Raw genomic sequence first — 21,649 nt, 5'->3', positions numbered from 1 at the left:
TGGCGCTTCGTGCGTCAAACCGTGGTCAATTTAGCTACGCCGTGGCTAACGATTCGACTTACGGGCCGCCCTGCGCAATAAAGTCCTATGAGATTTCGATCAGCACTCAAGCGGCTCTCGCTGGTGACAATTGCGACCGCCGCGTCGCTATCGACTACGGGTCTTGCAGCGCCGGATCTGACAGAGGGGGAGCGCGGCAAAGTCAGCCGCATATCCGACGGCGACACGCTTTATCTGGACAGTGGATTAAAGGTACGGCTTGCGGGCATTCAGGCACCCAAATTATCATTGGGCCGCGAAGACTTTACAGACTGGCCTTTAGGACAGGAGTCCAAAGCCGCGCTGGCCCGGCTTACACTGGGGAGAGACGTGCAGCTGCGCTATGGCGGCACGCAGCGTGATCGCTATGACCGCGCATTGGCGCAAGTCTTTGTCGGCTCGCCTGATGCGTCCGGTGCAATATGGGTGCAGGAAGATATGGTTCGCTCCGGCATGGCGCGGGTTTATTCATGGCCGGATACGCAACAGGACACGGCGCGTCTCTACGCGGCCGAACGCGAAGCGCGCGCCGCGAAGCGCGGTATGTGGGCGCTGGACTATTACGCTGTGCGAAAGCCCGACCCTGACCCTCTGGCCCAGGATGTGGACAGCTTCCAGATTATTGAGGGCGTCATCACCTCGACGGCGAATGTGCGCGGGCAGATTTATCTTAATTTCGGCAGTGATTACCGCACGGATTTCACGGTGTCTTTGACAAAAGACGGTAAGAAGCGGTTCAAGAAAGCGGGTATTGATCCTGTTGCGCTCGAAGGCGCGCGGGTGCGGGTGCGCGGATGGATCGAGCTCTATAACGGTCCCGCAATCTATCTCTCTGATCCTGACCGTTTAGAAGTTTTGGACTAGAGGCAGATAATAAAAAGCCCCGCTCATAATTCTTTATGAGCGGGGCTGAGAGCGTTAGAGAAAGCGGCGGATTATGCTGCGGCTTCGTCCTCATTATCTTCGTCATTATCGGCAGCCGCTTCCGCTTTCGCGGCGGCTTTCGCGGCGGCTCTCTTGCGCGCTGCAGTCAACGTTTCGATAATGTCTTCCATCGCCGCAGAGCGCGTTGCTTTTTTAATAGCGGCAACTTCACGCACCATACGGTCGAGCGCCGATTCATAGAGTTGGCGTTCGGAATAAGATTGGTCAGGTTGATCATCCGTGCGGTGAAGATCACGAACGACTTCGGAAACAAGCACAAGATCGCCGGAATTAATCTTCGCTTCATATTCCTGCGCGCGGCGGCTCCACATGGTGCGTTTAATGCGCGCCCGGCCCCGCAGGGTTGTAAACGAGTCTTTGAGGATCAGGTCATTGGACAAAGCCCGCATGCCCGATGTCGACGCTTTAGCGGTCGGCACGCGCAGGATCATTTTATCCTGCTCAAACATGACAACATAAACTTCAATGTCAAAACCGGCGATAACTTCTTGGTCAATCGCAGTGACTTGACCGACGCCGTGGGCCGGATAGACGATATGTTCGCCAACCTTGAAACTTACATTCTTTTTCTTAGATCTTTTTGCAGCCATGAGAGGTCCTTTTGACTGACAGGCAGCACTTTGCTGCACAATCAGGGGGGTTAACACAAACAAAGCGCGGGCTTTTGAGGGCCCGCGCTGCGGTATATGAAAATATCATAACACAAAAATGGCTAAAAATCCACTCTTTCAACCCTTTATGCTGCGTATTGAGGTGTGAAAGGCCTAAAACAAGACCGGTTTAGTCACCTGTTCCGGGTTTAGGGCTGAAATATTTCTCGAATTTGTTCTTTTCGTCCACGTATTTTTCTGCGTCGGCAGGAACATTTCCGATTGTGGTCACATTGGGCCATACCAGCGCATATTTGGAATTGATCTCAAGCCATTTTCCGTCCGGCTCATCGTCAGTATCGGGGCGGATAGCATCCACCGGACATTCCGGTTCACAGACGCCGCAATCAATGCATTCGTCCGGATGAATGACGAGCATATTTTCGCCTTCATAAAAGCAGTCCACAGGACAGACTTCCACGCAATCCATATACTTACATTTGATACATTCGTCTTTGACGATATAGGTCATATTTACGCCTTGAATTTACAGGCCCGATGTGGCGGGGCCGGGGCAATTTGTCAATAAGTCACAACGTCCGCGGCGCAGTCTGCTCCGTCTCGCCGAGCAACTCATACAGCGCTCTGGCCTCTGATGGCGGGCCGCGCCGCTCTCCGGCGCTGATCATTTGCGCCACGATCAGTCCGTGCGGGCGGGTTAAAGTCACAATGTCGCCGCTGCGCACGACAGTATTCGCTTTTTTGACCCGCTTGGTCTGACCATTACGGCTTATGCGGACTTTACCTTTTTCAATGAGGTGTCGGGCGAGGGCGCGCGTTTTTACAAAGCGGGCGCGCCAGAGCCATATGTCCAAACGCACTGTTTCCGTTTGGGCGTAGTCTACCAAAGACGCAGTCTAATCCTTTTTCTTTTCGGGATTTTTTAGGGCCATAAGCGCCGCAAAAGGACTGTCTTCGTAATTTGCTTTAGAGGGTTTGGACGCGCCGCGATTATTGTTCTTATTGCCACGCGGGGCCTCTTTACCGCGTTTGGCGTCTGTTTTATTATCGCGCGGTTTGCCTTTAAATCCATTTTTATTGCGCGGCGGTCTGTCTTGCGCGGGACGGGCGGAGCCGCCGCCGCTATTACGGCGTTGCGGGTACCACACTTCGTCTTGGTGGCCGCGAATATCATTGCCGTCTTCATCCTGTCCGGTGACCGGCTGAAAATAGCTTAGCGCCGCTGGGGTTTTGCTGCGCGATTTTTTAGGCCTGGCTTTAGCGGCCGGAGCGCTTGGCATATTGTGTTTGGGTTTTCCGTCTTTACCCAGTGTGTTCAATTTAACGGCTTGGGCAGGTTTGTCGCCGGCCTGCGCCGCATCATAGCTTTGCGCGGCGGGCTTCGTCGGATCATCCAACGTATCTTCGTGAGACTCTGCGGCAGGCGATGTCGGGTCTTTATCTGCGCCGTCACTCTTGTCCGCTGTTTTCGCCGCCACATCCGCAGCAGGTTTTTTATCCGCCATGATATCTTCGGATTTAGCCTTGGTCGATTTATAGCCAAGCGCGCGCAGAACGTCTTGGCACTCCTCGTAACTGCTGCCCAGTAAGGCCAGCATTTCCAGCGCGATCTGGAACCGCGCCGATCCGCTCTCAGTCTGGGCCTGACGAATCGTCTGCCCGACGCGGTTGAGAATATCAACGCGCACAATGCGCGACCCTTGTCCGCTATATCCCGCGCGGTTGAGCGAGGCTTCGCTATAGCCCGCCTCCATCGGGGTGGAGGTCACGCCCGCAAAGGGCACAAAAGGTTTGCCGTCGCCTTTTTCGCTATAGGCGTAAAGGGTTGTGAGAAGTGTGCCGGCGGCGGGTTTGATTAGATCATAGAGATAGACGAAGTATTCTCCGAAGCGCACGCCTGCGCTGCGTAGATCCGCGCGGGCCGCGCCTTTAACGTCGTTGATGACAGCCTCATTGCCTCGGCGCGGCATGACGCCGTCATTTTCGAGCAGGCGAAAAGCAAAGCCGCGGGCTTCACCCGCAATATCTTGATTCGTACTGACGGCGTCCAGATTTTTTAGCGCGGCAAGTTTATTGCGGATGTCAGCTTGTATAAAATCGTTCAGGCGGCCTTCTAAATGCTCAGTGAGAACGGGCTGTGCCAGCTCTCCGCCGATGACTTTGATTGTCGGTTTTAATACAGTAGCGCCAGCTGAAAGTCGCGCAATTTTATGCTCGCCCCAATAGATAATACCGTCGGCGCCAAGGCGGAACACGTCATGCTGCGCGCCGACCATCGAGGTAATCCTGCGGTCAATTTCGGGCGCGATGGATGTCTCCGCCGTTTCGCGCAAGGCTTTGGCTTCCAGACCTGAGGCTTGCGTGTCGATGCTAAACTCAAGCCCGTCAAGGCGCCCGACGAAATGGCCGCCGGCTGTCACTTCACCGGATGACGATATTTTTATGTCCATGACTGTCTTACTTCCTAATCCTTTGAGCAGCGCCTGCGTGCGGCGATCCACGAATTTTTGCAATAGCCGTTCGTGTAGCGCGTCCGAGAGCCGGTCTTCTATCATGCGGGTGCGGCTAATCCAATGCTTGGCATCAGACAACCACGCCGCTTTATTTGTGACATATGTCCATGTGCGGATATTCGCCAGACGTGAAGATAAGGTGTCGATTGACCCATCAATATGGTCAAGACGTTTAACGTGTTTTTCCAGCCAGTCTTCGGGAAGCCGCCCGCCATTATCGCGCAAATGAAGATATATGTCCGATAATAGACGAAAATGGCTATCCATTGACAAATTCCGGAAATCCGGAATCTGGCAGACCTCCCATAATCTCGCAACATCCCACGCGGAATTGACCCCTGATATCAGCGCCTGGTTTTCGACAAACCTGTCCAGCGCAATCTCGTCGCTGATATTTTTAACGCGGCGCAGCCGTCTTCTTTCCGGCGGTTTATTGAGCGTAAACATCAGTCGCTCAACGCTGCTCATATCCAGATTGTTGTTGCGCCATTCCACATAGCGCAGCGGATCAAAGAGATGGTTTTCGATTCGCCCGACCATATCATCATCCATCGGCAGGCAATTCGCTGTGGTGCCGAATGTGCCGGCATTACGAAACCGTCCGGCGCGCCCCGCAATTTGCGCGGCTTCATCGCTGGAGAGGTAACGGCGGCGATTTCCGTCAAATTTGCGCATAGAGGCAAAGGCAACATGATCGGCGTCCAGATTAAGACCCATGCCGACAGCGTCTGTCGCAATCAGGAAATCGACTTCGCCGGACTGATAGAGCGCCGCTTGGGCATTGCGCGTGCGCGGAGACAATGCGCCCATAACAACGGCCGCCCCGCCGCGGTGGCGACGCATCAACTCCGCCAGCGAATAGACCTCTGCTGCGGTAAAGGCGACAATGACGCTGCGCTTAGGCAGACGGGACATTTTGGTCGCTCCCGCATAGCTGAGGGTCGAGAAGCGCTCGCGCGTTTCGTGCCGGGCTTTGGGCACAAGATCGCGGATGATGGGGCGCAGGGTCTCCGCGCCTAAAAACAGCGTTTCTTCAGTGCCGCGCATATGCAGCAGGCGGTCTGTGAAAATATGTCCGCGCTCTTTGTGGGCACAAAGCTGCACTTCATCAATAGCCACAAAGGCAAATTCGCGGTCTTGCGGCATGGCCTCGACGGTGCAGACAAAATATTGCGCGCCGGGCGGGATGATTTTTTCCTCGCCCGTAATCAGCGCGCAAAGCCGCGCGTCTTTGAGCTTGATGATCCGGTCATAAACCTCACGCGCGAGCAAGCGCAGCGGCAGCCCGATCACGCCCGAGCGGCGGGCCAGCATGCGCTCTATAGCGTAATGGGTTTTGCCCGTATTGGTCGGGCCTAATATAGCCGTGACAACAGGGTCTGGACGATAGCCGGACATAGCCTTTAATTGCGGCTTTGTCCGGCCCGTTCAAGTGTTGATGCTGCGCTGGGCTGCCTTATTACGGTGCGGGCGCAGGGGCGGTATTGATATTGATGTCCGTCGCCGTGATGTTTACTTTGATACCGGAGACGCGGTAGTCAAAGCGCACAGGTACCCACATACCGGCGTTCTCATAATTGGCCAGATAGATCACCAGCGGCGTATTGGCTTCTTCTGCGGTTAACAGATCTTCGGGATCATAGCCGGAGACATTTTCCATGAATAAATTACACCGCACAGTCTCGCCGCGATAGCTGCTTTGGCTGATCGTCTTATTGCCGGCCGGCTTAAGGTTCAGATTATAGCGCTGCTTACCGTCAAAGACCGGAATGCTGCCCGTGCAGGGTTGAGTGCCGTATTTATGCCCGATGGTCATGAATTGCATAATGGCGGACAGGGCGTCGACAGCTTCGCGGCGTTCTTGATCCGTGGCCGGCGGCACGCCCATAGAGCCGAAGCGCGGCTCAATCGCTGTGACCGGGTTTCCGGCCGCGTCATATTTAATTTCGACGCGGCGGCCTTTTTCGTTGAGCTTTTGTATAACATGATGGGTCGAGCGCACACCGTTCGGGCTGTAATAGCCCTCTGCCGTAGACCATAGATCACCGTCTTTGGCGATTTTGCCCAGTCCGGCGGCTTTCATATCGGCGCGCATGGCGTAAGCCGCATCGGTTTTATATCCGGTCACGCGCAAATCCCCGAGCGGGAAGATGAAGAGTGAGCCGCGATAATCCACAGTAAATGTCGTGATCATGGGTGCGTTTGCGGTCTGAATCACAGGAGTTGCGCCGTTTTGCGCCTGCGCAATGGCCGGAAGAATCGCGCCAAGAGCGATTCCCGCAGATAACATAGCGGTTGTAATAAACAGATTTTTTATACGTTTGGTCATGATAAACCTTTCAGAATTCTCTTTTCTATGGCGTTAGCCTAAGAAAGCACTATAGACTGCACATATTAGACAGATTATGAACAGCAAGCGGGTTGACGCTGGGCTCACGAATAGTTTATGTCCCGCCATCTTTCCGGCGAGCCTATATATGTGTAGGCGCGCCATACCAAATTACCATTCTGTGAGGAAAAACATGTCCCGCACTTGCGATCTACTCGGCACGGGCCCTATGTCCGGCAACAATGTCTCCCATTCCAAGCGGAGAACCCGTCGCCGTTTTGAGCCCAATCTTTGTAATGTCACTCTCGCTTCTGAAGCGCTGGGACAACGTTACCGCTTACGCGTTACCGCTGCGACATTGCGCACGGTCGAGTTTAAAGGCGGTCTTGACGGCTTTCTCATCGGCACAAAGAACGTAAAGCTGACTGAAAAAGCGAAAAAAATTAAGCGCGTTCTGATTAAGAACCAAGCTGAAGCTGCCGCCTAATACGTCTTTTTCAGGTCTTTAAGACAGCCCGGACGCCCGAAAATATCGTGGCCGGGCTTTTTTGTTGGAATTCAGGCTCATTGAGTGTAACTATTGAGCCAGATATCTCTACATTGGGTGGAGATGAATTTGGGGATAAATAATGGCTGATAATAGCGGATCAGGTAAAGGCCTGTATTTCATCGTTGGCGCGCTCGTGATCGCAGTCTTGGTAATCGGATATTTCATGATGGCCGGGCAGGCAGACAAGCCGGATCTGGCGATTGATGTCGATGAAGGCGGAATTCAGATCGAAACTGACAACTAGCCACATCACTATATTTTTAAAACCCGCCCTAGTGAGCGGGTTTTTTTTGCTTTAATATCGTCGACTAATCTTGGGGCGGCGTCGGCAATATCACTAATTCATGCAGGTCAACTGTCTCAGGCTGGCTGAGCGCAAAATGTACGCTGCGCGCGACATCGTCGGGGCGCAGGGCGTCGGGCTTAGGATCGTCGAAAAACGGTGTATCGACCATGCCCGGCTCGATGACGGTGACCCGCGCGCCCGTGCCTTTCAGCTCGCCGCGCAGGTTATAGCCAATAGCATTGGCGGCATGTTTGGACGCGCTATACATCGAGCCGTCAAGGCTGCGCCGTCCGGCGATAGAGCCGGTGATCACGACATGGCCTTTTTGCGCTTTAATCTGCGGCAAAGTCGCCTGCAGCGTATAAGCCAGACCTAAAATATTGACATTGACGATGGCTTCCCAGCTCTCGCGCGGCGCTTCGGAGAAGCCGCCACTTTGTCCGCCCGTGCCGGCATTGGCAAACACCGCGTCAATGCGGCCGAATTTCGCGGCCCCCGCTTTGACTGCGGCCTCCAGACTATCATAATCCGTGACGTCGCATTTGACTGCGAGAACTTTGTCGCCGCCAATTTGCTTGGCGATCTCATTGAGCTTCGCCTTGCCGCGCGCTGTAATGACAACGTTCCAGCCATGGGTGGCGAGGAGCTTGGCTGTGGCTTCGCCAATGCCGCTGGACGCGCCGGTAATGAATATTGTCTTGCTCATAATTAACCCCGGTTCACATCGATTTTGATGTCCATGTCCAAAGCATTAGAGACAGGGCAGCCCTCAATCGCCGCCTGCAAGGCTTCGTCATATTTTGTATCACCGCCGCTGGTTTTGACATTAACCGTCAAATGCGAGCGCGTGATTTTAAATCCACCGTCGACCTTATCCAGCGTGATGTCAGCTGAGGTCGAAATGTCTTCGACGGTAATATCCCGGCTCGATAGCTCGTTAGCGAAGGCCATAGAGAAACATCCCGCATGGGCCGCGCCGATCAGCTCTTCGGGATTAGTCCCCGCGCCGTCTTCAAACCGTGTATTAAATCCGAAAGGCTGCTTAGATAGCGCTCCGCTCTCCGTGGACATATGGCCTTTGCCGTCTTTGAGGTTTCCTTGCCAATTGGCTGATGCGCTGCGTTTCATGCGAGACTCCTTTTATTTAATTGTTACGTATTCAACGCAGGCGAATTGAATTTGTTCAAAATAACCCCTGCGACACATGTGAGGACTGGATATGAGGCATTTTGTAATCGGAGCTTTAGGCTCAGTATTTTTGGCGGCAATGACGCTTCCAGCTGTGCACGCGCAAAGCGGGCCAATTAAGTCCGTTGATGCGTTCTACACCGCCAATATGCAAAAGCCCGTCTGGCGCGATGATGCGCGCTATGACGCTCTCATCACGGCCATCGAAGGACTGCATGCCCACGGCCTCACCCCCGAAGACTATAGCTTGTCCAAACTCAAAACCGCGCGCGCCGACCGTCAGGGCCGCGAAAAGCTGGCGACACAAAGCTGGATGCTCGCGGCCTCCCACATGGTGCACGGCAAGCTAAGCCCCATGAGCTATGAGCCGAACTGGACGCTCAAGAAGCGCGACATTGATCCGGCCTCGGCTTTGGGCGCGGCCTTGGCCTCCGGTGATATTGCCGGATCTTTTGACCGCTTGGCGCCTCAATCGCCCGTCTATGCCGCTATGCGCAAAGAGCTGGCAGCGCTGCGCGCTCTGGACGGCGGTGATCAGGTCAAAGTTGCAGCAGGCCCGGCGCTCAAATCCGGGATGAGTGGTACGCGTGTGGATGCCGTGCAATTGCGCCTGATACAGCTCGGCTTATTATCACCGGATTATAAAAGCGGTTTATATGACGCGCAGACTATTGCGTCTGTCACCGATTTTCAAAACATCAACGAGCTTGATGCTGACGGAATTGCCGGCGCTGCAACCATTGGCGCGCTCAACCGGGATAATAGCGAGCGCCGCGCAGCTCTGCGCGTCAATATGGAACGCGCGCGCTGGATGCCCGATGATCTGGGCATTCGTCATGTCCGTGTTAATATTGCCGAATTTAAAGTCACCGCATGGCAGGACGGCAAGATCGAGCAAACCCATTTGGGCATTGTCGGCAAGCCCTATCGGGCGACCCCTGTCTTCTCTGATGAATTTGAATATATTGTATTTAATCCGTGGTGGGAGGTGCCGCATAAATTAGCGCGGCTGGACAAGCTACCCGTTTTCAAACGCGACCCCGGCGCCGTAAAGCGCCTTGGCTTTCAAGTGCTGGACGGTTCGGGCAAAGTGGTTGACCCCAACACAATTGACTGGACTTCGATCAGCGCAGACCGCTTTCCTTACCGGCTGCGGCAAGGTCCGGGCGAGCAAAATGCGCTCGGTCAGGTGAAGATGATCTTCCCGAACCAACACGCTGTCTATCTGCATGACACGCCGACTCGCGGCCTGTTTGCCAGTCGGCAGCGCGCGTTCTCTTCGGGATGCATTCGCGTGCAAGAGCCGATCAGCCTGTCCAAATGGCTGCTCGCGGAAAACCCAATCTGGACAGGAGAGAAAATTGACGCCGCGCTCGCCTCCGGCAAGGAAACACGCGCTGAACTGACCGTGCGCGTCCCTGTCCATATTCAGTATAATACGGTTGTCTCCGACGGCGCAGGCGCGCTGCGCTATCTCGATGATATTTACGGCCGCGACGGCAAAGTCCTTGCGGGTTTAGGCGCTGAAAAAGCGGGGTAGGACGGCTCTATTTACAAGTGCCGTTCACCGCTTTTTTTAAATAGGGCACGGGGTCCACACTCTCATATCCGGGCGTTGCGGCGATAATGGTATCCAGAAAATACTTATGCCCCGCGCCGTAAACGATGATGATGCGGTCGCCGGGCTGCGCCGCATCGCGTAATTTTGACACGATTTTGGCATTTCGCATATAATAATAGGCGTTCAGTTCTGCAGCGGGCTGCGTCTCTCCAATGTCAAAATCCATAATGTGAAAATAGAAGTCGGGGCTGGATAAAAATCCGTCATTCACGTCCAGCATGAGCCCGGGGATAGTTTGGGTGGATTGGCTGTCTGAAAATTTCTGGATTTCAGCGCCAAACCCCGCGTTAAATTTCGCAAAAGCCTCATCCTGCCCTGTCGCTGTGATATGGTCTGTGACGGTCTGATAAGGAAAATAATCCGGATCATCACCTTCGGGCTGCTCGTCAATCGCGTAAACCGTATCATGGCCGGACATATAGGCGAGGCGGTAGCCAATCTGCGTAATTTCATTGGCATTAGTCGACAGCATATCGGGCGTGAATTTTAAGTAGCCCGCGTCGATAACTGAGTCGCCCTCACCATCGCGCTCAATGGCGATTTTCGTTGGGTTAAAGGTCAAAAGACACGCGCTCATGCCCTCAATCTCGGCCTGCCGCTCGGGCGTTAGCACGCTACCCACTTCGACATTAAACACGTCCCGGCCCGGATTGTCGAAATGATACGCGCCTAAAACCATAACCTGTATGGCGTCTTTATCAGGATTGGATTTAGGGATTTCCGACTCAATTGTCGCGCAGCCCGCCGCTAAAAAGACCGCGCTAAAGGCGGCCGTCAATAATAATCGTGTCATGCTAAACTCTCCCTCTCATACGACTAAGACGCGGTGACAGGAAGATTTGGATGCAAATTTTTAAAATGTATCAGAATATTTGCTGAGCGCAGAACATAGAAGCGGCATCTAAATTAGCCGGTGTTGGACTTCCGGTAATTTAGATGCCATATTTGAGATGTCTGTTGGGGACGGGCGGCCCTTGTGGAAGGGGCCGCCGTTTCTCAAATTCAATTTATTGCTAGCGCTCTGACAATATCTGCAACGCGTTCTGCTTCATCAGACGAAAAATCCACAGGAATGTTTGAGATTTGAACTATCAAACCTTTTCTTAACGGGATCGGGAAAGTTATTGTATCCATTGCATTGTTTAAAACATCGCGCTTTTTAATATCTTGATCAGCATCTAATTCTTGTTGATTATTCGCATCTGTATTGGGTCCAGTTTTTGAACTTTTAGACCTTTTCGTTCGCTGATTAATTGATGGAGAAAACCCCATAGGGTTTTCTCTATAGGATAGAAAATCTTTATATGCGCTGTTAAAGCGTGATTTGTAGGTTACCAAACTCTGCGGAGTAAATTTATCTCCTTGGATATTTGCAAACCGCATGGCTAAACTGTTTATGTCAAGATTCCGAATATCAGTTTTTTCTTCATCTTCCAGAATATCCATAAAAGCCACTGCCGCAGCTTTGCGAGCTCTAGCTGTTGCTTTCTTTAGCAGCCCCTTATTTGAAAGGTAGTCAATGAAATCAATAAAAGCCCGACTTGAGTAGGCATCTGACATGTGATTTCTCCATTAGATGTGAATCAATAAGTCAGATATAAACACATTTCTAAATGTGTCAATCATGTCTAATGAAATAAACACATTTAGAATGTCATAAACGCTAAGCCGCTCTGCGGCGCCGCCCTGTCTTGGGCTTATCATCAAACAGTTCAGCGAGTTTCTCCGTCATGGCGCCGCCAAGCTGCTCGACATCCATGATGGTGACGGCGCGGCTATACCAGCGCGTGACGTCGTGACCGATACCGATGGCGACGAGTTCGACGGATGTTTTATTCTCGATCTTGTCGATGACCTCGCGTAAATGCGCTTCCAGCAAGCCGGAGGAGTTATGGCTCTGTGTGGCGTCGTCAACGGGCGCGCCGTCGGAGATCACCATCATGATGCGGCGCTGCTCGGGACGCGCTTGCAGACGCGCCAGCGCCCATTCCAGCGCCTCGCCGTCGATATTTTCCTTTAGCAGGCCTTCGCGCATCATCAGGCCGAGATTATTTTTCGCGCGCCGCCACGGCATATCCGCGCTTTTATAAATGATATGGCGCAGATCGTTGAGCCGCCCCGGGTTTTTCGACTTTCCGGTTGCCAGCCAGTCTTGGAAACTTGACCCGCCTTTCCACGCTTTGGTGGTAAAGCCTAGAATCTCGGCTTTGACGCCGCAGCGCTCGAGCGTGCGCGCGAGGATGTCGGCGCAGACGGCGGCGACCATGATGGGACGCCCGCGCATAGAGCCTGAATTATCAATCACGATAGAGACAACGGTATCGCGAAAATCGGTTTCTTTTTCTTCTTTAAACGAGAGCGGCTGCATCGGGTCTGTGACCACGCGCGTCAGCCGCGCCGTGTCGAGCATGCCTTCTTCCAGATCAAAGGTCCAGCTGCGCCGCTGCTGCGCGAGCAGGCGGCGTTGCAGGCGGTTAGCCAGACGCGATATAACCCGCGACAGACCCGACATGTGCCCGTCCAGATAGCCGCGCAGCCGCGTCAGTTCTTCGGCGTCACACAAATCTTCGGCCTTGATCGTCTCGTCAAATTTTTGCGTATACACGCTGTAGGACGGGCCTGAATTATGCCGCGATCCGCGTTGCGGCGGAGAGGACGCGGCGTCCTGCGCGCTATCATCGCTGTCGCCCTCGACCATATCAGCGTCGATCTCGTCGGTTTGGTCATCACCCGCCTCGTCCTGACTGTCGGCCTGGGCGACCTCCATCTGGCCGGGCGTATCCTGATCCTGCTCGTCATCCTGCGCGTTGGGATTTTGATCCTCCTGCTCGCGGGAGTCCTCATCGGCGTCGTCCTGCTCATCAGGCTTTGCCAGATCATCGCCAAAGGACAGATCCGTGATCAGCGCACGCGCCAGCTGCGCAAAGCCGGCCGTGTCCTGCATATCGCCGGCCAGCTTGGTTAGCGTTTCGCCGCCCGCAGATTCAATATGGTCGCGCCAGACCTCCATAATACCGACTGTACCGCCCGGGAGTTTACGGCCTGAAAACACTTCGCGGGCGAGCAGGCCGACGGCATCGTGAATGGGAAAGTCATCGCGGGTCATGCCCGGCTTTTGATAGCCTCTGCGGCGCGCCCGGGCGTCTGTCGCTGCCTGAAGGTTATCTGACACCCCCGCCAGCGAACGCGCGCCAAGGCTCTCGACGCGGGCTTGCTCCAGCGCCTCAAATATAGCGCGCGCTGTGCCGTGTTGCGGCTGCGCGGCGGTAAATGTATCCGCGTCATGAAAGGCCAGCCGCAGGGCCAGCGCATCGGCTTCGCCGCGCGCCTTGGCCAGCGCGCCGTCTGTCGGCTTTGACGGCGGATTAGGCAGGCTCATTTGACCGCGCGTTATGCCCGCAATCTCGCCGCCGAAACTGACCTCTAAGTCACGCTCACCCGACAGCGCCCGCGCCGTATAGCTCAGCGCGCGTTTCAGGGTCTCTTTGGGCGTTTCGGTGGTCATGGCTTAATTTTTACCTTCGCGAATCCACGATTTTACATGAGCCACCGGAACTAATGTTTCGGGCTCTATGAAAACATTCGACAATATATCGCCCGTGGAAACTGTGTCGCCCTCTATTTTTAGAAAGCGGTGGCGCGGATAAGTGACATCTGAAAGCCATCCTTCATATTCATTACGCTGTGATGGATTTGACGGATAATCCAGGACGAGATATTCGTCGCCAACGCTGCACAGCGTGTCTTTGTGAAAATAAGCTCGATAAGCCATGAAATCGATGAGATGCAGATCTGTTGCATCCGAGTTAAACGTATCAAGCGTAGTAAAATAAACGTCTCCGTCTATGTCCGTATCAATTGCATATCCGTAAGAATATTCATTCACAACAGGACAGCTTTTCATTCGGATTGAAACATATCCATTCATCTCCCTAAAGTAACTGCGCGGCGATCTTACGCCTTTAGACTGTGTTGATCGGCTGTTTTTAATATCTTCAATGAAGGGGTCGGTTAGGGTCAAGACGGGTTCATAAGCTATGTCCCGCCCGTCTTTTTGAAAAACCAAATAATACATGTCGGGCGCAATCGTCTGCGTCGTATTTGGGCCGCACATGGAACCGCCGTCATATCCTGTTACAAGTGCAGATTTGACGTCGCCCAAATCCCAAAAGCTGAAAGGACGGGGTGAATTCGCCGCGTCTTGTTCGCGTGCAAGCATTTCCTCGGTGAAGCTTGGCCACCATGTCTTTTCGGGTTTCGTATAATCGCCCTGAAGGATTTCAATAAGCTCGAAGCGAATTTTTGTAAAAGGTCTGGTATAAGGAGCCTCAACCCAATCGCTTTCAGGAACAGGGCGAAGTTTCTCTGCCGCGCCCTTTGTATAAATAAGGGAGACTGAAATTTCTTCATCTGTCCACTCTATGCCGGGATAGCCTTTCAGCGCCGAATAATATTGTTCACCTGTAAGAGATTGGGGCGGGACTGAACACGCCAATGCCGTGATGGCTCCGCTCGTCAGAGAAACGCAAATGCCCGCAAGAACGGCGCAAATACGGTATTTCCGATTGAGGCTACTGGAGCAGGTCGGCTTTTCTTTGAGGTTTTCGTGGGTCATAAAAACTCTCTTCTATCCCGCTTATCCCTGCCTACGCAGTGATGAGCGGGTGTGTTAGTCTAAGCCACCAACACGCTCTTCACGCTCTCCGGTAAATCCACACCAAAGGCGCGTTGATAAAATTCGGCAATGACGGGGCGTTCAAGCTCGTCGCATTTATTGAGAAATGTGAGGCGGAAAGATTGCGCGATATCGCCGTCAAAAATGCGGGCATTTTCGGCCCAGTTCATTACTGTGCGCGGGCTCATCACCGTGGATATATCGCCGGCCATAAAGGCGTTGCGGGTCATATCGGCGACGCGCACCATGGAGGAGAGGGTCTTCTTGCCTTCATCCGTAGCGTAATGCGGAGATTGAGCGAGCACGATCGCGGCCTCTTTGTCGTGGTCGAGATAATTTAGCGTGGTGACGATTGACCAGCGGTCCATCTGGCCTTGGTTGATCTGCTGCGTGCCGTGATACAGCCCCGTCGTATCGCCCAGGCCGACCGTATTGGTCGTTGCAAACAGGCGGAAAGCGGGGTGGGGGGTGATGACGCGGTTTTGATCAAGCAGGGTCAGGCGGCCTTGCGCCTCCAGCACGCGCTGGATCACAAACATGACGTCAGGCCGTCCGGCGTCATATTCATCAAAGACAAGCGCGACCGGGTTTTGCAATGCCCAAGGCAGCAGGCCTTCGCGGAATTCCGTGATTTGCTTGCCTTCTTTTAAGACAATGGCGTCTTTACCGACCAGATCGATACGGCTGATATGACTGTCGAGATTAATGCGCACCATGGGCCAGTTGAGCCGCGCGGCGACCTGTTCAATATGAGTGGATTTTCCGGTGCCGTGATAGCCTTGCACCATGACCCGGCGGTTAAAGGCAAAGCCCGCGCAAATGGCCTGCGTCGTCTCATCATCAAAGAGGTAATTGGGATCCAGCGGCGGGACGTTCTCGCTGGTTTTGGAAAAGGCCGGAACCTGCATGTCGAAATCGACGCCGAAAACCTCGCGCGCCGATACGGTGGTATCAGGCTGGAATATAGGGAATTGCTCGTTCATGAAATATCCGTCGAAATGAGGGGAGGGCGCTTACGCCAAATTCGTTGTTTTCAAAACCTTATAGGCCTTAACAACGCGCGCGAAGCTTTCTTCGGTGCTGCGGTCGCCGCCATTGGCATCAGGATGAAGCTGTTTGACCAGCTGCGTATAGCGCACGCGAACGATCTTGGGCGTTGCTTGATCGTCCAGACCCATATCGGTCAGCGCTTTAATCTGTAATTTGGACAAGCGGCGTCGCGGCTGCTCTGTCACAATGTCATTACTGCCATCACCAAAAATAGTGTAGCCTTCAGTGGCGGGATTGACGCCGCCGGCTTTGCGTTTTTTATTGGCCTTGGCGCGCTCGCCCGTATTTTTGCGCACGTCCCATGTCGGGCGGTGACCGTGGCGCGCACCCAATTGCCACTCACTAATGTCTTCGTCCGTCATATTGGAGAAGAAATTCCAGTTTTTGTTATATTCGCGCGCATGGGGGGCACAGAAATTGTAATAATCGCGCAGGCGGTCCGGGCTTTTCGGCGCTTTGCAACCGCCTTTAGCCACACAGCCCGCCCATTCGCATTCTTTTTGCTCCGGCTTGGGCTTGCCTTTAGTGGGCGTAATGCGGATATCAATGCCTTTGGGGCGATAAGAAAAGTTGTCGGCCATTACACAAACTCTTTGGGCTAAACATAATTAGGACTGCGCAAAATGGGCATTATCGCGACGACAATCAAGGCTAAACTGACATCTCGCTTCAATCCAACGCAGCTTGAGGTGATTGATGAGAGCCACCAACACGCTCACCATGCGGGGGCTAAGGCTCATATTGACGCCGGGGGGGCAGCAGAATCGCATTTTCATGTGGTGATCAGCGCAGAGGAATTTACGGGTCTGTCCCGCCTTAGCGCCCACCGCGCGGTGATGGATACGCTGTCCGAAGAACTCGCCGGCCCGGTTCATGCACTAAGGCTGACGGTTAAGCGGTAAGGGGCGCTTAGCTTATGTAATTTGAAATTGTCAGGATTTACCTTATTGGCTAGTGCACTTTAGACATTAAATCCGACAAACATTAAATCCGACGCAGGTATTCCCATGCCATTACCCGTTACGCCCCAGATTGGTGAGATCGAAGTTTTTGACTTTATAACCTCTGCGGTTCGGTCTGAAGGCTTTTCGCCAACCTCTGTAACTCAATTGTCTAATGGCAATATTATCGTGGTCTATACGTTAAACGTAAACCGGGATTATGATGTCCGGTTTAGTATTTTTGACCCCGTAGGAAACCGCGTGATTGCGGAGCAGACTATGCCGGATTTAGGGATTGAATTCCTCTCCGGTCAAGTCCACGCTTATGATGGCGGTTTTTTAATTACTTACACGCCTACAGGAAGCAACGCCTCAAACTTTCTTGAATATGCCCGCTTTGATAATCTCGGCAATAATATATCAACCGGGGCAATTGAGCCGCTGGGCGATGAGTCCATCAATTCAAACTCACAACGGCATTTTGTTACAGCAGACGGAACGCTTTACAGTCTGTATACTAAACTTGGAAGTTCGGGCGGGTTTGCTAGCGAAACCTTGATCCTAACCACAATCACAAATGACGGCCAAGCCACGTCACATACTGAAATTATAACGGCCAAAAACACATATCTCACGGGCGCGGTTTTATTGCCTGACGGTAATATTATGGCGATCAGTCGATCATACCAAGACGGTCAATCTCTTGCTGTCGTTCGCTATGACATCATCGACCCCGATAATAACGGAGCGGTTATATCTTCTGGTGAATATCAAGGCGTTTCACTATTTGATTTTGATGCAACGCTTACAGATAACGGTGTAATATTCTTAGGCACCGTAGAAGATACGGGATTCTTTCCTACTCAATTGGGATTTGTCGAAATTGGCTATGATGGATCGATTTTAACGCCGCAAACTATAATTCCCGGCAACCCTCAAAGTATTAATTACGCAGTTTTGTCCTTAGATGACGGAAGTTTCCTTTTGGTCAATTCTGAAAGCGGTCAAGGCATTACATTAACAAATTTTGACCTCAGCGGAGCTGTTCTAAGCGAAATTGTAACAATTCCAAATACAGGTAACTATGTTGCGGTTCTAGGTGCTGAGCGATTGAGCGACGGACGCGTGATCATTTCCTATGCTGACAATCAAGGCGATATCGTCACGACCACCTATGACACACGCGCGAACGGGATTGTGCCCGGAAATTCAAGCGACAATGACATTGTGGGAACGTTAGACGGTGACGTCTTGTCCGGCGGTTTGGGCGCAGACCGTCTTTACGGAATCGATGGCAATGATGTTCTGGATGGCGGCCAAGGCAATGACACGCTAACAGGCGGCTCGGGCGCGGATAAATTTGTGTTCGCTGTCGGTGACGGGCAAGATATTATCACCGATTTTGACGCCAGCCTTGATGTGCTGGAACTCGCTATATCGCCTTATATTTCGATGTCTCAATTGCGCGGGATGATGAGCCAGTATGATGGCTATGTGATGATGGATATAGGCGCCGGTCAAACCATCCGCCTTGACGGTATGATGGTGTATGAATTGACACATCAGAACTTTCGTCTGACAGGTATTTCAGAAGATGGTGTCGGTCCTTTTCTGCGTCCAAGTGGTGTGCCGAAAGAAACGGTAGACACATCTTCGAGCGATCCTCAAAAAGATGCTCTGGTTATGGAAGTTTTCGATCTGGACCACGATGAAACAGCTCTTGAGGTGGCGCTGAGTGAAACGCCCCTTCCTATCGAATCTTATGATAATTATGGGCACAATTTGGATGTGATAGATATGTTTTATGACCAGCCGCTGGATGGCCTATATGAAATGGTCTAATCCCGGCTATCGGGCGCGAACGTCTTGCTGACTTTAAGTTTGGTAATCTGATTGCCTTTGCGGGTCAAAATTTCAAAGCGGTAGCCGTGGAAGGAAAACACCCGGCCTTCATCGGGAATGGTCTGGGCTTCGTGAATGACGAGGCCCGCGACCGTAATAGCTTCTTCGTCCGGCAATGACCAATCGCGGGCGCGGTTAAGATCGCGGATAGGCAATTGGCCTGTCACGATGACGGAGCCGTCTTTGAGCGGCACAACATTGCTGTCCATAACGTCATGCTCATCTTGGATATCCCCGACGATTTCTTCGATAATATCTTCAAGTGTGATGACACCCATCAACGCGCCATATTCATCTACCGTCAGGGCAAAATGGCTATGCTTTTGCCGAAACATACGCAGCTGCGACACGGCTGAGGTCGTCTCGGGCACAAACCACGGTGCGCGCGCGATTTTAGCAAAATCGATCTGGCTGTAATCGCCGCCGCTTTTAACCATGGCTTTCAGCATGTCTTTGGCGTGCAGGACGCCAATGATATTCTCGCGGCGGTCGCGCCAGATCGGGACGCGGGTATGGCCGCTTGCCAGCACCTGATTGACCACATCATCGGGCTTAGCATCGGCGTCCAGAGTGATCAGGTTTTTGCGGTGGATCATGACGTCTTCGACGGTCAAATCACCCAGTTCAATTGCGCCGACCAGCCTGTCGCGCGCGCTTTTGGCCACATCACCTTCGCGGTGGCCCAAATCGACCGCGCCGCGGATTTCGTCCATGGCTGACCAAGGCGAGGCATCACTCTGTACGCCAAAAAGGCGCAGAATTACGCTGACAATCGCCTGCACAGCCAAAACGATGGGCGCAAATATAGCGACGATATAGCTGACGGGGCGGGCCACTTTGACGGCGGCGGCGTCGGGCTGCGAGATCGCATATGTCTTGGGCATGACTTCGGCAAAGATCAGCACCATGAGGGTCATAACCAGCGTTGCGCCCGCTAGCGCCAATCCACCGGTGCCAAATAAGCGGGTAAATAAGGCCGTGGTTAAAACGGAGGCGAGGATATTGACCAGATTATTACCGAGCAGCAGCGCGCCAAGCAAACGCTCGCGATCACCGAGCAATTTACTTACCAGTGTGGCGCGTTTATCGCCGTCCTTTTCCAAGCTGTGCATACGCACGCGTGAGGCCGCCGTCAGCGCGGTTTCAGAGCCGGAGAAAAAGGCCGAGAGCATTAAAAGCCCGATGACGCCCAGGGCCGTGAACACCGTGGCCGCGTCAATCGCGCTGAAAATATTAGAAAAAATGTCCATATCAGACGCCGTCCTTAGCATAGGCCAGCAAAAAATCATTCAGCTTTTTGGCGTCTTCGCCCTTGCTGACAAAGGCGCGGCCAATCCCGCGTGTCAGGATAAGAGTCAGGGCGCCGCCCTCGTTCTTTTTGTCCTGCATCATAGCGGAAAGCATAGCGCCGCGCTGCTCTCTTACGCGCGCGGGCAGGGCTGCCCAATCCATTAGACCAAGGGATGAAAAATGGGCTTTGACCCGCGCGGCGTCCTGACCGCTGCACAGTCCTAAGGCGCGCGAGTAATCAAAGGCCATAGACATGCCTGCGGCGACCGCTTCGCCGTGCAGCAGATCGGCTTGATAGCCTGCCAGAGCCTCAAAAGCATGGCCAAAACTATGCCCGAGATTAAGCAGGGCGCGCTGTCCGTGTTCGCGCTCGTCCGTGGCGACAATGTCCGCCTTCATACGGCAGGATATGGCAATGGCGCGTCCGAGCGCTGCGGGCTGCTGTTTCAGAACTTTCTCTCCATTGGCCTCCAGCCATCCAAAGAAGTCCTCACTGCCGAGCAGGCCGTATTTGACGACCTCGGCATATCCGGCCTTGAGCTGGCGCTTCGGCAGAGTGGACAGGACAGCCATATCGGCCAGCACCAATTTAGGCTGATAAAACGCGCCGATCAGATTTTTGCCATGGGGCGAATTTATGGCCGTCTTCCCGCCGACTGAACTGTCGACCTGCGCCAGCAATGTTGTCGGGATTTGAATGAATTTACAGCCGCGTTTGAGCACGCTTGCGGCAAAGCCTGTAATGTCGCCAATGACGCCGCCGCCCAGCGCAATCAAAGTATCGCTACGCTCAAACTCCGCGCCCAGCAGTTTTTCGAGCATGTCCTGCAATTGCGCAAAGTTCTTGGTGGCCTCGCCGGCGGGCAGTGTGAGGGTAACGCACTCAATACCGGCCTGCGCCAAAGATTGCGCCAGCGCCTGCCCGTATATAGGGCCGACATTGGCATCCGTAATGATTGCGGCTTTGCCTGCCCCGATAAGAGGCGCGCAATATTTCCCGGCCTCGGCCAGAATGCCGTCACCGATAATAATATCATAACTGCGCGCGCCAAGATTGACCCGCACGGTTTCAAGAGCGCTCATATCTGTTCTCCGGTAAGAATATTGCCCTCACGCAAAGCCGCCAGGACCCGCTCGACCGTTGCGCGGTGGGGGCCGACATTGCTGTCCACGGTAATATGAGCCTGGGCGTAAATGGGATAACGCTCCTCAATAAGCTCGGCTAATCGTTGTGACGGATTAGGCACATCGAGCAGCGGCCGGGTATTTTTGCGCCGCACGCGTTTGAAAATAACCTTATGATCGGCCTTGAGCCAGATCACAGTCGCGCCGGACAGCAGGATGTTGCGCGTTAGTTCGGGAATGAAGGCGCCGCCGCCCGTTGCGAGAATTATAGGGGTTCCTTCGATAAGACGGCTGATGACCTTGCGCTCGCCTTCGCGAAAGGCGTCTTGCCCGTGATCGCGAAAATAGCCTTTGATCGTGCGGCCTGAGGCGCGCTCAATTTCTGAGTCGCTATCATAAAATGGCATATTCAAGCGCTTCGCCAAACGGCGACCAATGGTCGTTTTTCCAACGCCCATCATGCCCACAAGGGCTATGGATTGCGCGAGCTGCGCTGCCTTAATGTCTGTCATATCCGCGCGATCTTCAGGCTTGCCCGCCCGCCTTTCGCAGCGTTAACATGACACTAACGGCAAAATCATACA

General features: G+C 53.4%; 22 protein-coding genes. 6 read left to right on the top strand and 16 right to left on the bottom strand.

What is annotated here, in order from left to right; translation table 11 throughout:
• The first annotated feature begins 87 nt into the window (after positions 1 to 87).
• Positions 88 to 903 carry a thermonuclease family protein gene (locus tag H142_RS15695; protein WP_017932433.1) on the top strand — a complete coding sequence of 272 codons (816 nt, stop codon included), beginning with the start codon at positions 88 to 90 and terminating at the stop codon, positions 901 to 903.
• 71 nt (positions 904 to 974) lie between these two features.
• Here H142_RS15695 and H142_RS0112210 read toward each other — a convergent pair whose 3' ends face one another.
• From H142_RS0112210 to H142_RS0112190, 5 genes are all read right to left on the bottom strand, one after another.
• A complete protein-coding gene (locus tag H142_RS0112210; RefSeq protein WP_017932432.1) occupies positions 975 to 1,574 on the bottom strand; it encodes a CarD family transcriptional regulator in 600 nt (199 codons plus the stop codon).
• 190 nt (positions 1,575 to 1,764) lie between these two features.
• Complete coding sequence (gene fdxA, locus H142_RS0112205; RefSeq protein WP_017932431.1) at positions 1,765 to 2,106, bottom strand: ferredoxin FdxA; 342 nt, start codon at positions 2,104 to 2,106, stop codon at positions 1,765 to 1,767.
• Positions 2,107 to 2,164: 58 nt separating this feature from the next.
• Entirely contained in the window at positions 2,165 to 2,482 is a 318-nt protein-coding gene (locus H142_RS15690) for an RNA-binding S4 domain-containing protein (protein ID WP_033315307.1), read from the bottom strand.
• A gap of 9 nt (positions 2,483 to 2,491) precedes the next feature.
• Positions 2,492 to 5,506, bottom strand: a complete 3,015-nt coding sequence (locus tag H142_RS0112195) for a helicase-related protein (protein WP_017932429.1) — start codon at positions 5,504 to 5,506, stop codon at positions 2,492 to 2,494.
• Between the two features lie 61 nt (positions 5,507 to 5,567).
• The gene (locus H142_RS0112190; RefSeq protein WP_017932428.1) at positions 5,568 to 6,437 is read right to left on the bottom strand and encodes a DUF3108 domain-containing protein; all 870 of its coding nucleotides are present in this window, start codon (positions 6,435 to 6,437) and stop codon (positions 5,568 to 5,570) included.
• A 193-nt stretch (positions 6,438 to 6,630) separates the two neighbouring features.
• Here H142_RS0112190 and rpmB point away from each other — a divergent pair, with 193 nt between their 5' ends.
• Positions 6,631 to 6,924: a 50S ribosomal protein L28 gene (rpmB, locus tag H142_RS0112185; RefSeq protein ID WP_026148033.1), complete on the top strand. Its 294-nt coding sequence runs from the start codon at positions 6,631 to 6,633 to the stop codon at positions 6,922 to 6,924.
• Positions 6,925 to 7,066: 142 nt separating this feature from the next.
• The gene (locus H142_RS16900) at positions 7,067 to 7,231 is read left to right on the top strand and encodes a hypothetical protein (protein ID WP_017932426.1); all 165 of its coding nucleotides are present in this window, start codon (positions 7,067 to 7,069) and stop codon (positions 7,229 to 7,231) included.
• Positions 7,232 to 7,295: 64 nt separating this feature from the next.
• On the opposite strand, the gene H142_RS0112175 is transcribed toward H142_RS16900, so the two are convergent.
• Positions 7,296 to 7,979, bottom strand: coding sequence for an SDR family oxidoreductase (locus tag H142_RS0112175; RefSeq protein WP_017932425.1), 684 nt, complete (start codon positions 7,977 to 7,979; stop codon positions 7,296 to 7,298).
• Positions 7,980 to 7,981: 2 nt separating this feature from the next.
• Complete coding sequence (locus H142_RS0112170) at positions 7,982 to 8,401, bottom strand: OsmC family protein (RefSeq protein WP_017932424.1); 420 nt, start codon at positions 8,399 to 8,401, stop codon at positions 7,982 to 7,984.
• 91 nt (positions 8,402 to 8,492) lie between these two features.
• On the opposite strand from H142_RS0112170, the gene H142_RS15685 reads away from it, so the two are divergent.
• On the top strand, positions 8,493 to 10,001 hold the full coding sequence (locus tag H142_RS15685; RefSeq protein WP_017932423.1) for a L,D-transpeptidase family protein: 1,509 nt from the start codon (positions 8,493 to 8,495) through the stop codon (positions 9,999 to 10,001).
• Positions 10,002 to 10,008: 7 nt separating this feature from the next.
• Here the strand turns inward: H142_RS15685 and H142_RS0112160 are convergent, their stop codons facing one another.
• The 6 genes from H142_RS0112160 to H142_RS0112135 form a co-directional block, all read right to left on the bottom strand.
• Positions 10,009 to 10,875, bottom strand: coding sequence for a DUF5694 domain-containing protein (locus H142_RS0112160; RefSeq protein WP_017932422.1), 867 nt, complete (start codon positions 10,873 to 10,875; stop codon positions 10,009 to 10,011).
• A gap of 209 nt (positions 10,876 to 11,084) precedes the next feature.
• A complete protein-coding gene (locus tag H142_RS15680; RefSeq protein WP_017932421.1) occupies positions 11,085 to 11,642 on the bottom strand; it encodes a hypothetical protein in 558 nt (185 codons plus the stop codon).
• A 103-nt stretch (positions 11,643 to 11,745) separates the two neighbouring features.
• Positions 11,746 to 13,587, bottom strand: a complete 1,842-nt coding sequence (gene cobT, locus H142_RS0112150; protein WP_017932420.1) for a cobaltochelatase subunit CobT — start codon at positions 13,585 to 13,587, stop codon at positions 11,746 to 11,748.
• Positions 13,588 to 13,590: 3 nt separating this feature from the next.
• Complete coding sequence (locus tag H142_RS0112145) at positions 13,591 to 14,697, bottom strand: hypothetical protein (protein WP_017932419.1); 1,107 nt, start codon at positions 14,695 to 14,697, stop codon at positions 13,591 to 13,593.
• A 59-nt stretch (positions 14,698 to 14,756) separates the two neighbouring features.
• Complete coding sequence (gene cobS, locus H142_RS0112140) at positions 14,757 to 15,740, bottom strand: cobaltochelatase subunit CobS (RefSeq protein WP_017932418.1); 984 nt, start codon at positions 15,738 to 15,740, stop codon at positions 14,757 to 14,759.
• 30 nt (positions 15,741 to 15,770) lie between these two features.
• Positions 15,771 to 16,388 (bottom strand): J domain-containing protein, encoded by a 618-nt coding sequence (locus H142_RS0112135; RefSeq protein WP_017932417.1) that lies wholly within the window; start codon positions 16,386 to 16,388, stop codon positions 15,771 to 15,773.
• Between the two features lie 42 nt (positions 16,389 to 16,430).
• On the opposite strand from H142_RS0112135, the gene H142_RS0112130 reads away from it, so the two are divergent.
• Both H142_RS0112130 and H142_RS17205 read left to right on the top strand, forming a co-directional pair.
• Entirely contained in the window at positions 16,431 to 16,709 is a 279-nt protein-coding gene (locus tag H142_RS0112130; RefSeq protein ID WP_017932416.1) for a BolA family protein, read from the top strand.
• 105 nt (positions 16,710 to 16,814) lie between these two features.
• Positions 16,815 to 18,590, top strand: coding sequence for a calcium-binding protein (locus H142_RS17205; RefSeq protein WP_017932415.1), 1,776 nt, complete (start codon positions 16,815 to 16,817; stop codon positions 18,588 to 18,590).
• On the opposite strand, the gene H142_RS0112120 is transcribed toward H142_RS17205, so the two are convergent.
• Genes H142_RS0112120 through H142_RS0112110 form a run of 3 tightly spaced genes read right to left on the bottom strand, consistent with a single transcriptional unit; the run spans position 18,587 to position 21,577 of the window.
• A complete protein-coding gene (locus H142_RS0112120) occupies positions 18,587 to 19,900 on the bottom strand; it encodes an HlyC/CorC family transporter (RefSeq protein ID WP_017932414.1) in 1,314 nt (437 codons plus the stop codon). The two genes, H142_RS17205 and H142_RS0112120, sit on opposite strands and share 4 nt — an antisense overlap.
• Position 19,901: 1 nt before the next feature.
• Entirely contained in the window at positions 19,902 to 21,023 is a 1,122-nt protein-coding gene (gene aroB, locus H142_RS0112115) for a 3-dehydroquinate synthase (protein WP_017932413.1), read from the bottom strand.
• Positions 21,020 to 21,577 carry a shikimate kinase gene (locus H142_RS0112110; protein ID WP_017932412.1) on the bottom strand — a complete coding sequence of 186 codons (558 nt, stop codon included), beginning with the start codon at positions 21,575 to 21,577 and terminating at the stop codon, positions 21,020 to 21,022. Before H142_RS0112110 ends, aroB begins: the two co-directional genes overlap by 4 nt.
• Positions 21,578 to 21,649 lie beyond the last annotated feature (72 nt).

The organism is Robiginitomaculum antarcticum DSM 21748 (assembly GCF_000365025.1).
GTDB lineage: Bacteria > Pseudomonadota > Alphaproteobacteria > Caulobacterales > Maricaulaceae > Robiginitomaculum > Robiginitomaculum antarcticum.
This window is presented reverse-complemented; position numbering and strand designations above follow the sequence as displayed.

Coding starts and splice junctions, on each gene's coding strand:
- H142_RS15695 (WP_017932433.1), top strand. CDS start 88: ATGAGATTTCGATCAGCACTCAAGCGGCTCTCGCTGGTGACAATTGCG.
- H142_RS0112210 (WP_017932432.1), bottom strand. CDS start 1,574: ATGGCTGCAAAAAGATCTAAGAAAAAGAATGTAAGTTTCAAGGTTGGC.
- fdxA (WP_017932431.1), bottom strand. CDS start 2,106: ATGACCTATATCGTCAAAGACGAATGTATCAAATGTAAGTATATGGAT.
- H142_RS0112195 (WP_017932429.1), bottom strand. CDS start 5,506: ATGTCCGGCTATCGTCCAGACCCTGTTGTCACGGCTATATTAGGCCCG.
- H142_RS0112190 (WP_017932428.1), bottom strand. CDS start 6,437: ATGACCAAACGTATAAAAAATCTGTTTATTACAACCGCTATGTTATCT.
- rpmB (WP_026148033.1), top strand. CDS start 6,631: ATGTCCCGCACTTGCGATCTACTCGGCACGGGCCCTATGTCCGGCAAC.
- H142_RS16900 (WP_017932426.1), top strand. CDS start 7,067: ATGGCTGATAATAGCGGATCAGGTAAAGGCCTGTATTTCATCGTTGGC.
- H142_RS0112175 (WP_017932425.1), bottom strand. CDS start 7,979: ATGAGCAAGACAATATTCATTACCGGCGCGTCCAGCGGCATTGGCGAA.
- H142_RS0112170 (WP_017932424.1), bottom strand. CDS start 8,401: ATGAAACGCAGCGCATCAGCCAATTGGCAAGGAAACCTCAAAGACGGC.
- H142_RS15685 (WP_017932423.1), top strand. CDS start 8,493: ATGAGGCATTTTGTAATCGGAGCTTTAGGCTCAGTATTTTTGGCGGCA.
- H142_RS0112160 (WP_017932422.1), bottom strand. CDS start 10,875: ATGACACGATTATTATTGACGGCCGCCTTTAGCGCGGTCTTTTTAGCG.
- H142_RS15680 (WP_017932421.1), bottom strand. CDS start 11,642: ATGTCAGATGCCTACTCAAGTCGGGCTTTTATTGATTTCATTGACTAC.
- cobT (WP_017932420.1), bottom strand. CDS start 13,587: ATGACCACCGAAACGCCCAAAGAGACCCTGAAACGCGCGCTGAGCTAT.
- H142_RS0112145 (WP_017932419.1), bottom strand. CDS start 14,697: ATGACCCACGAAAACCTCAAAGAAAAGCCGACCTGCTCCAGTAGCCTC.
- cobS (WP_017932418.1), bottom strand. CDS start 15,740: ATGAACGAGCAATTCCCTATATTCCAGCCTGATACCACCGTATCGGCG.
- H142_RS0112135 (WP_017932417.1), bottom strand. CDS start 16,388: ATGGCCGACAACTTTTCTTATCGCCCCAAAGGCATTGATATCCGCATT.
- H142_RS0112130 (WP_017932416.1), top strand. CDS start 16,431: ATGGGCATTATCGCGACGACAATCAAGGCTAAACTGACATCTCGCTTC.
- H142_RS17205 (WP_017932415.1), top strand. CDS start 16,815: ATGCCATTACCCGTTACGCCCCAGATTGGTGAGATCGAAGTTTTTGAC.
- H142_RS0112120 (WP_017932414.1), bottom strand. CDS start 19,900: ATGGACATTTTTTCTAATATTTTCAGCGCGATTGACGCGGCCACGGTG.
- aroB (WP_017932413.1), bottom strand. CDS start 21,023: ATGAGCGCTCTTGAAACCGTGCGGGTCAATCTTGGCGCGCGCAGTTAT.
- H142_RS0112110 (WP_017932412.1), bottom strand. CDS start 21,577: ATGACAGACATTAAGGCAGCGCAGCTCGCGCAATCCATAGCCCTTGTG.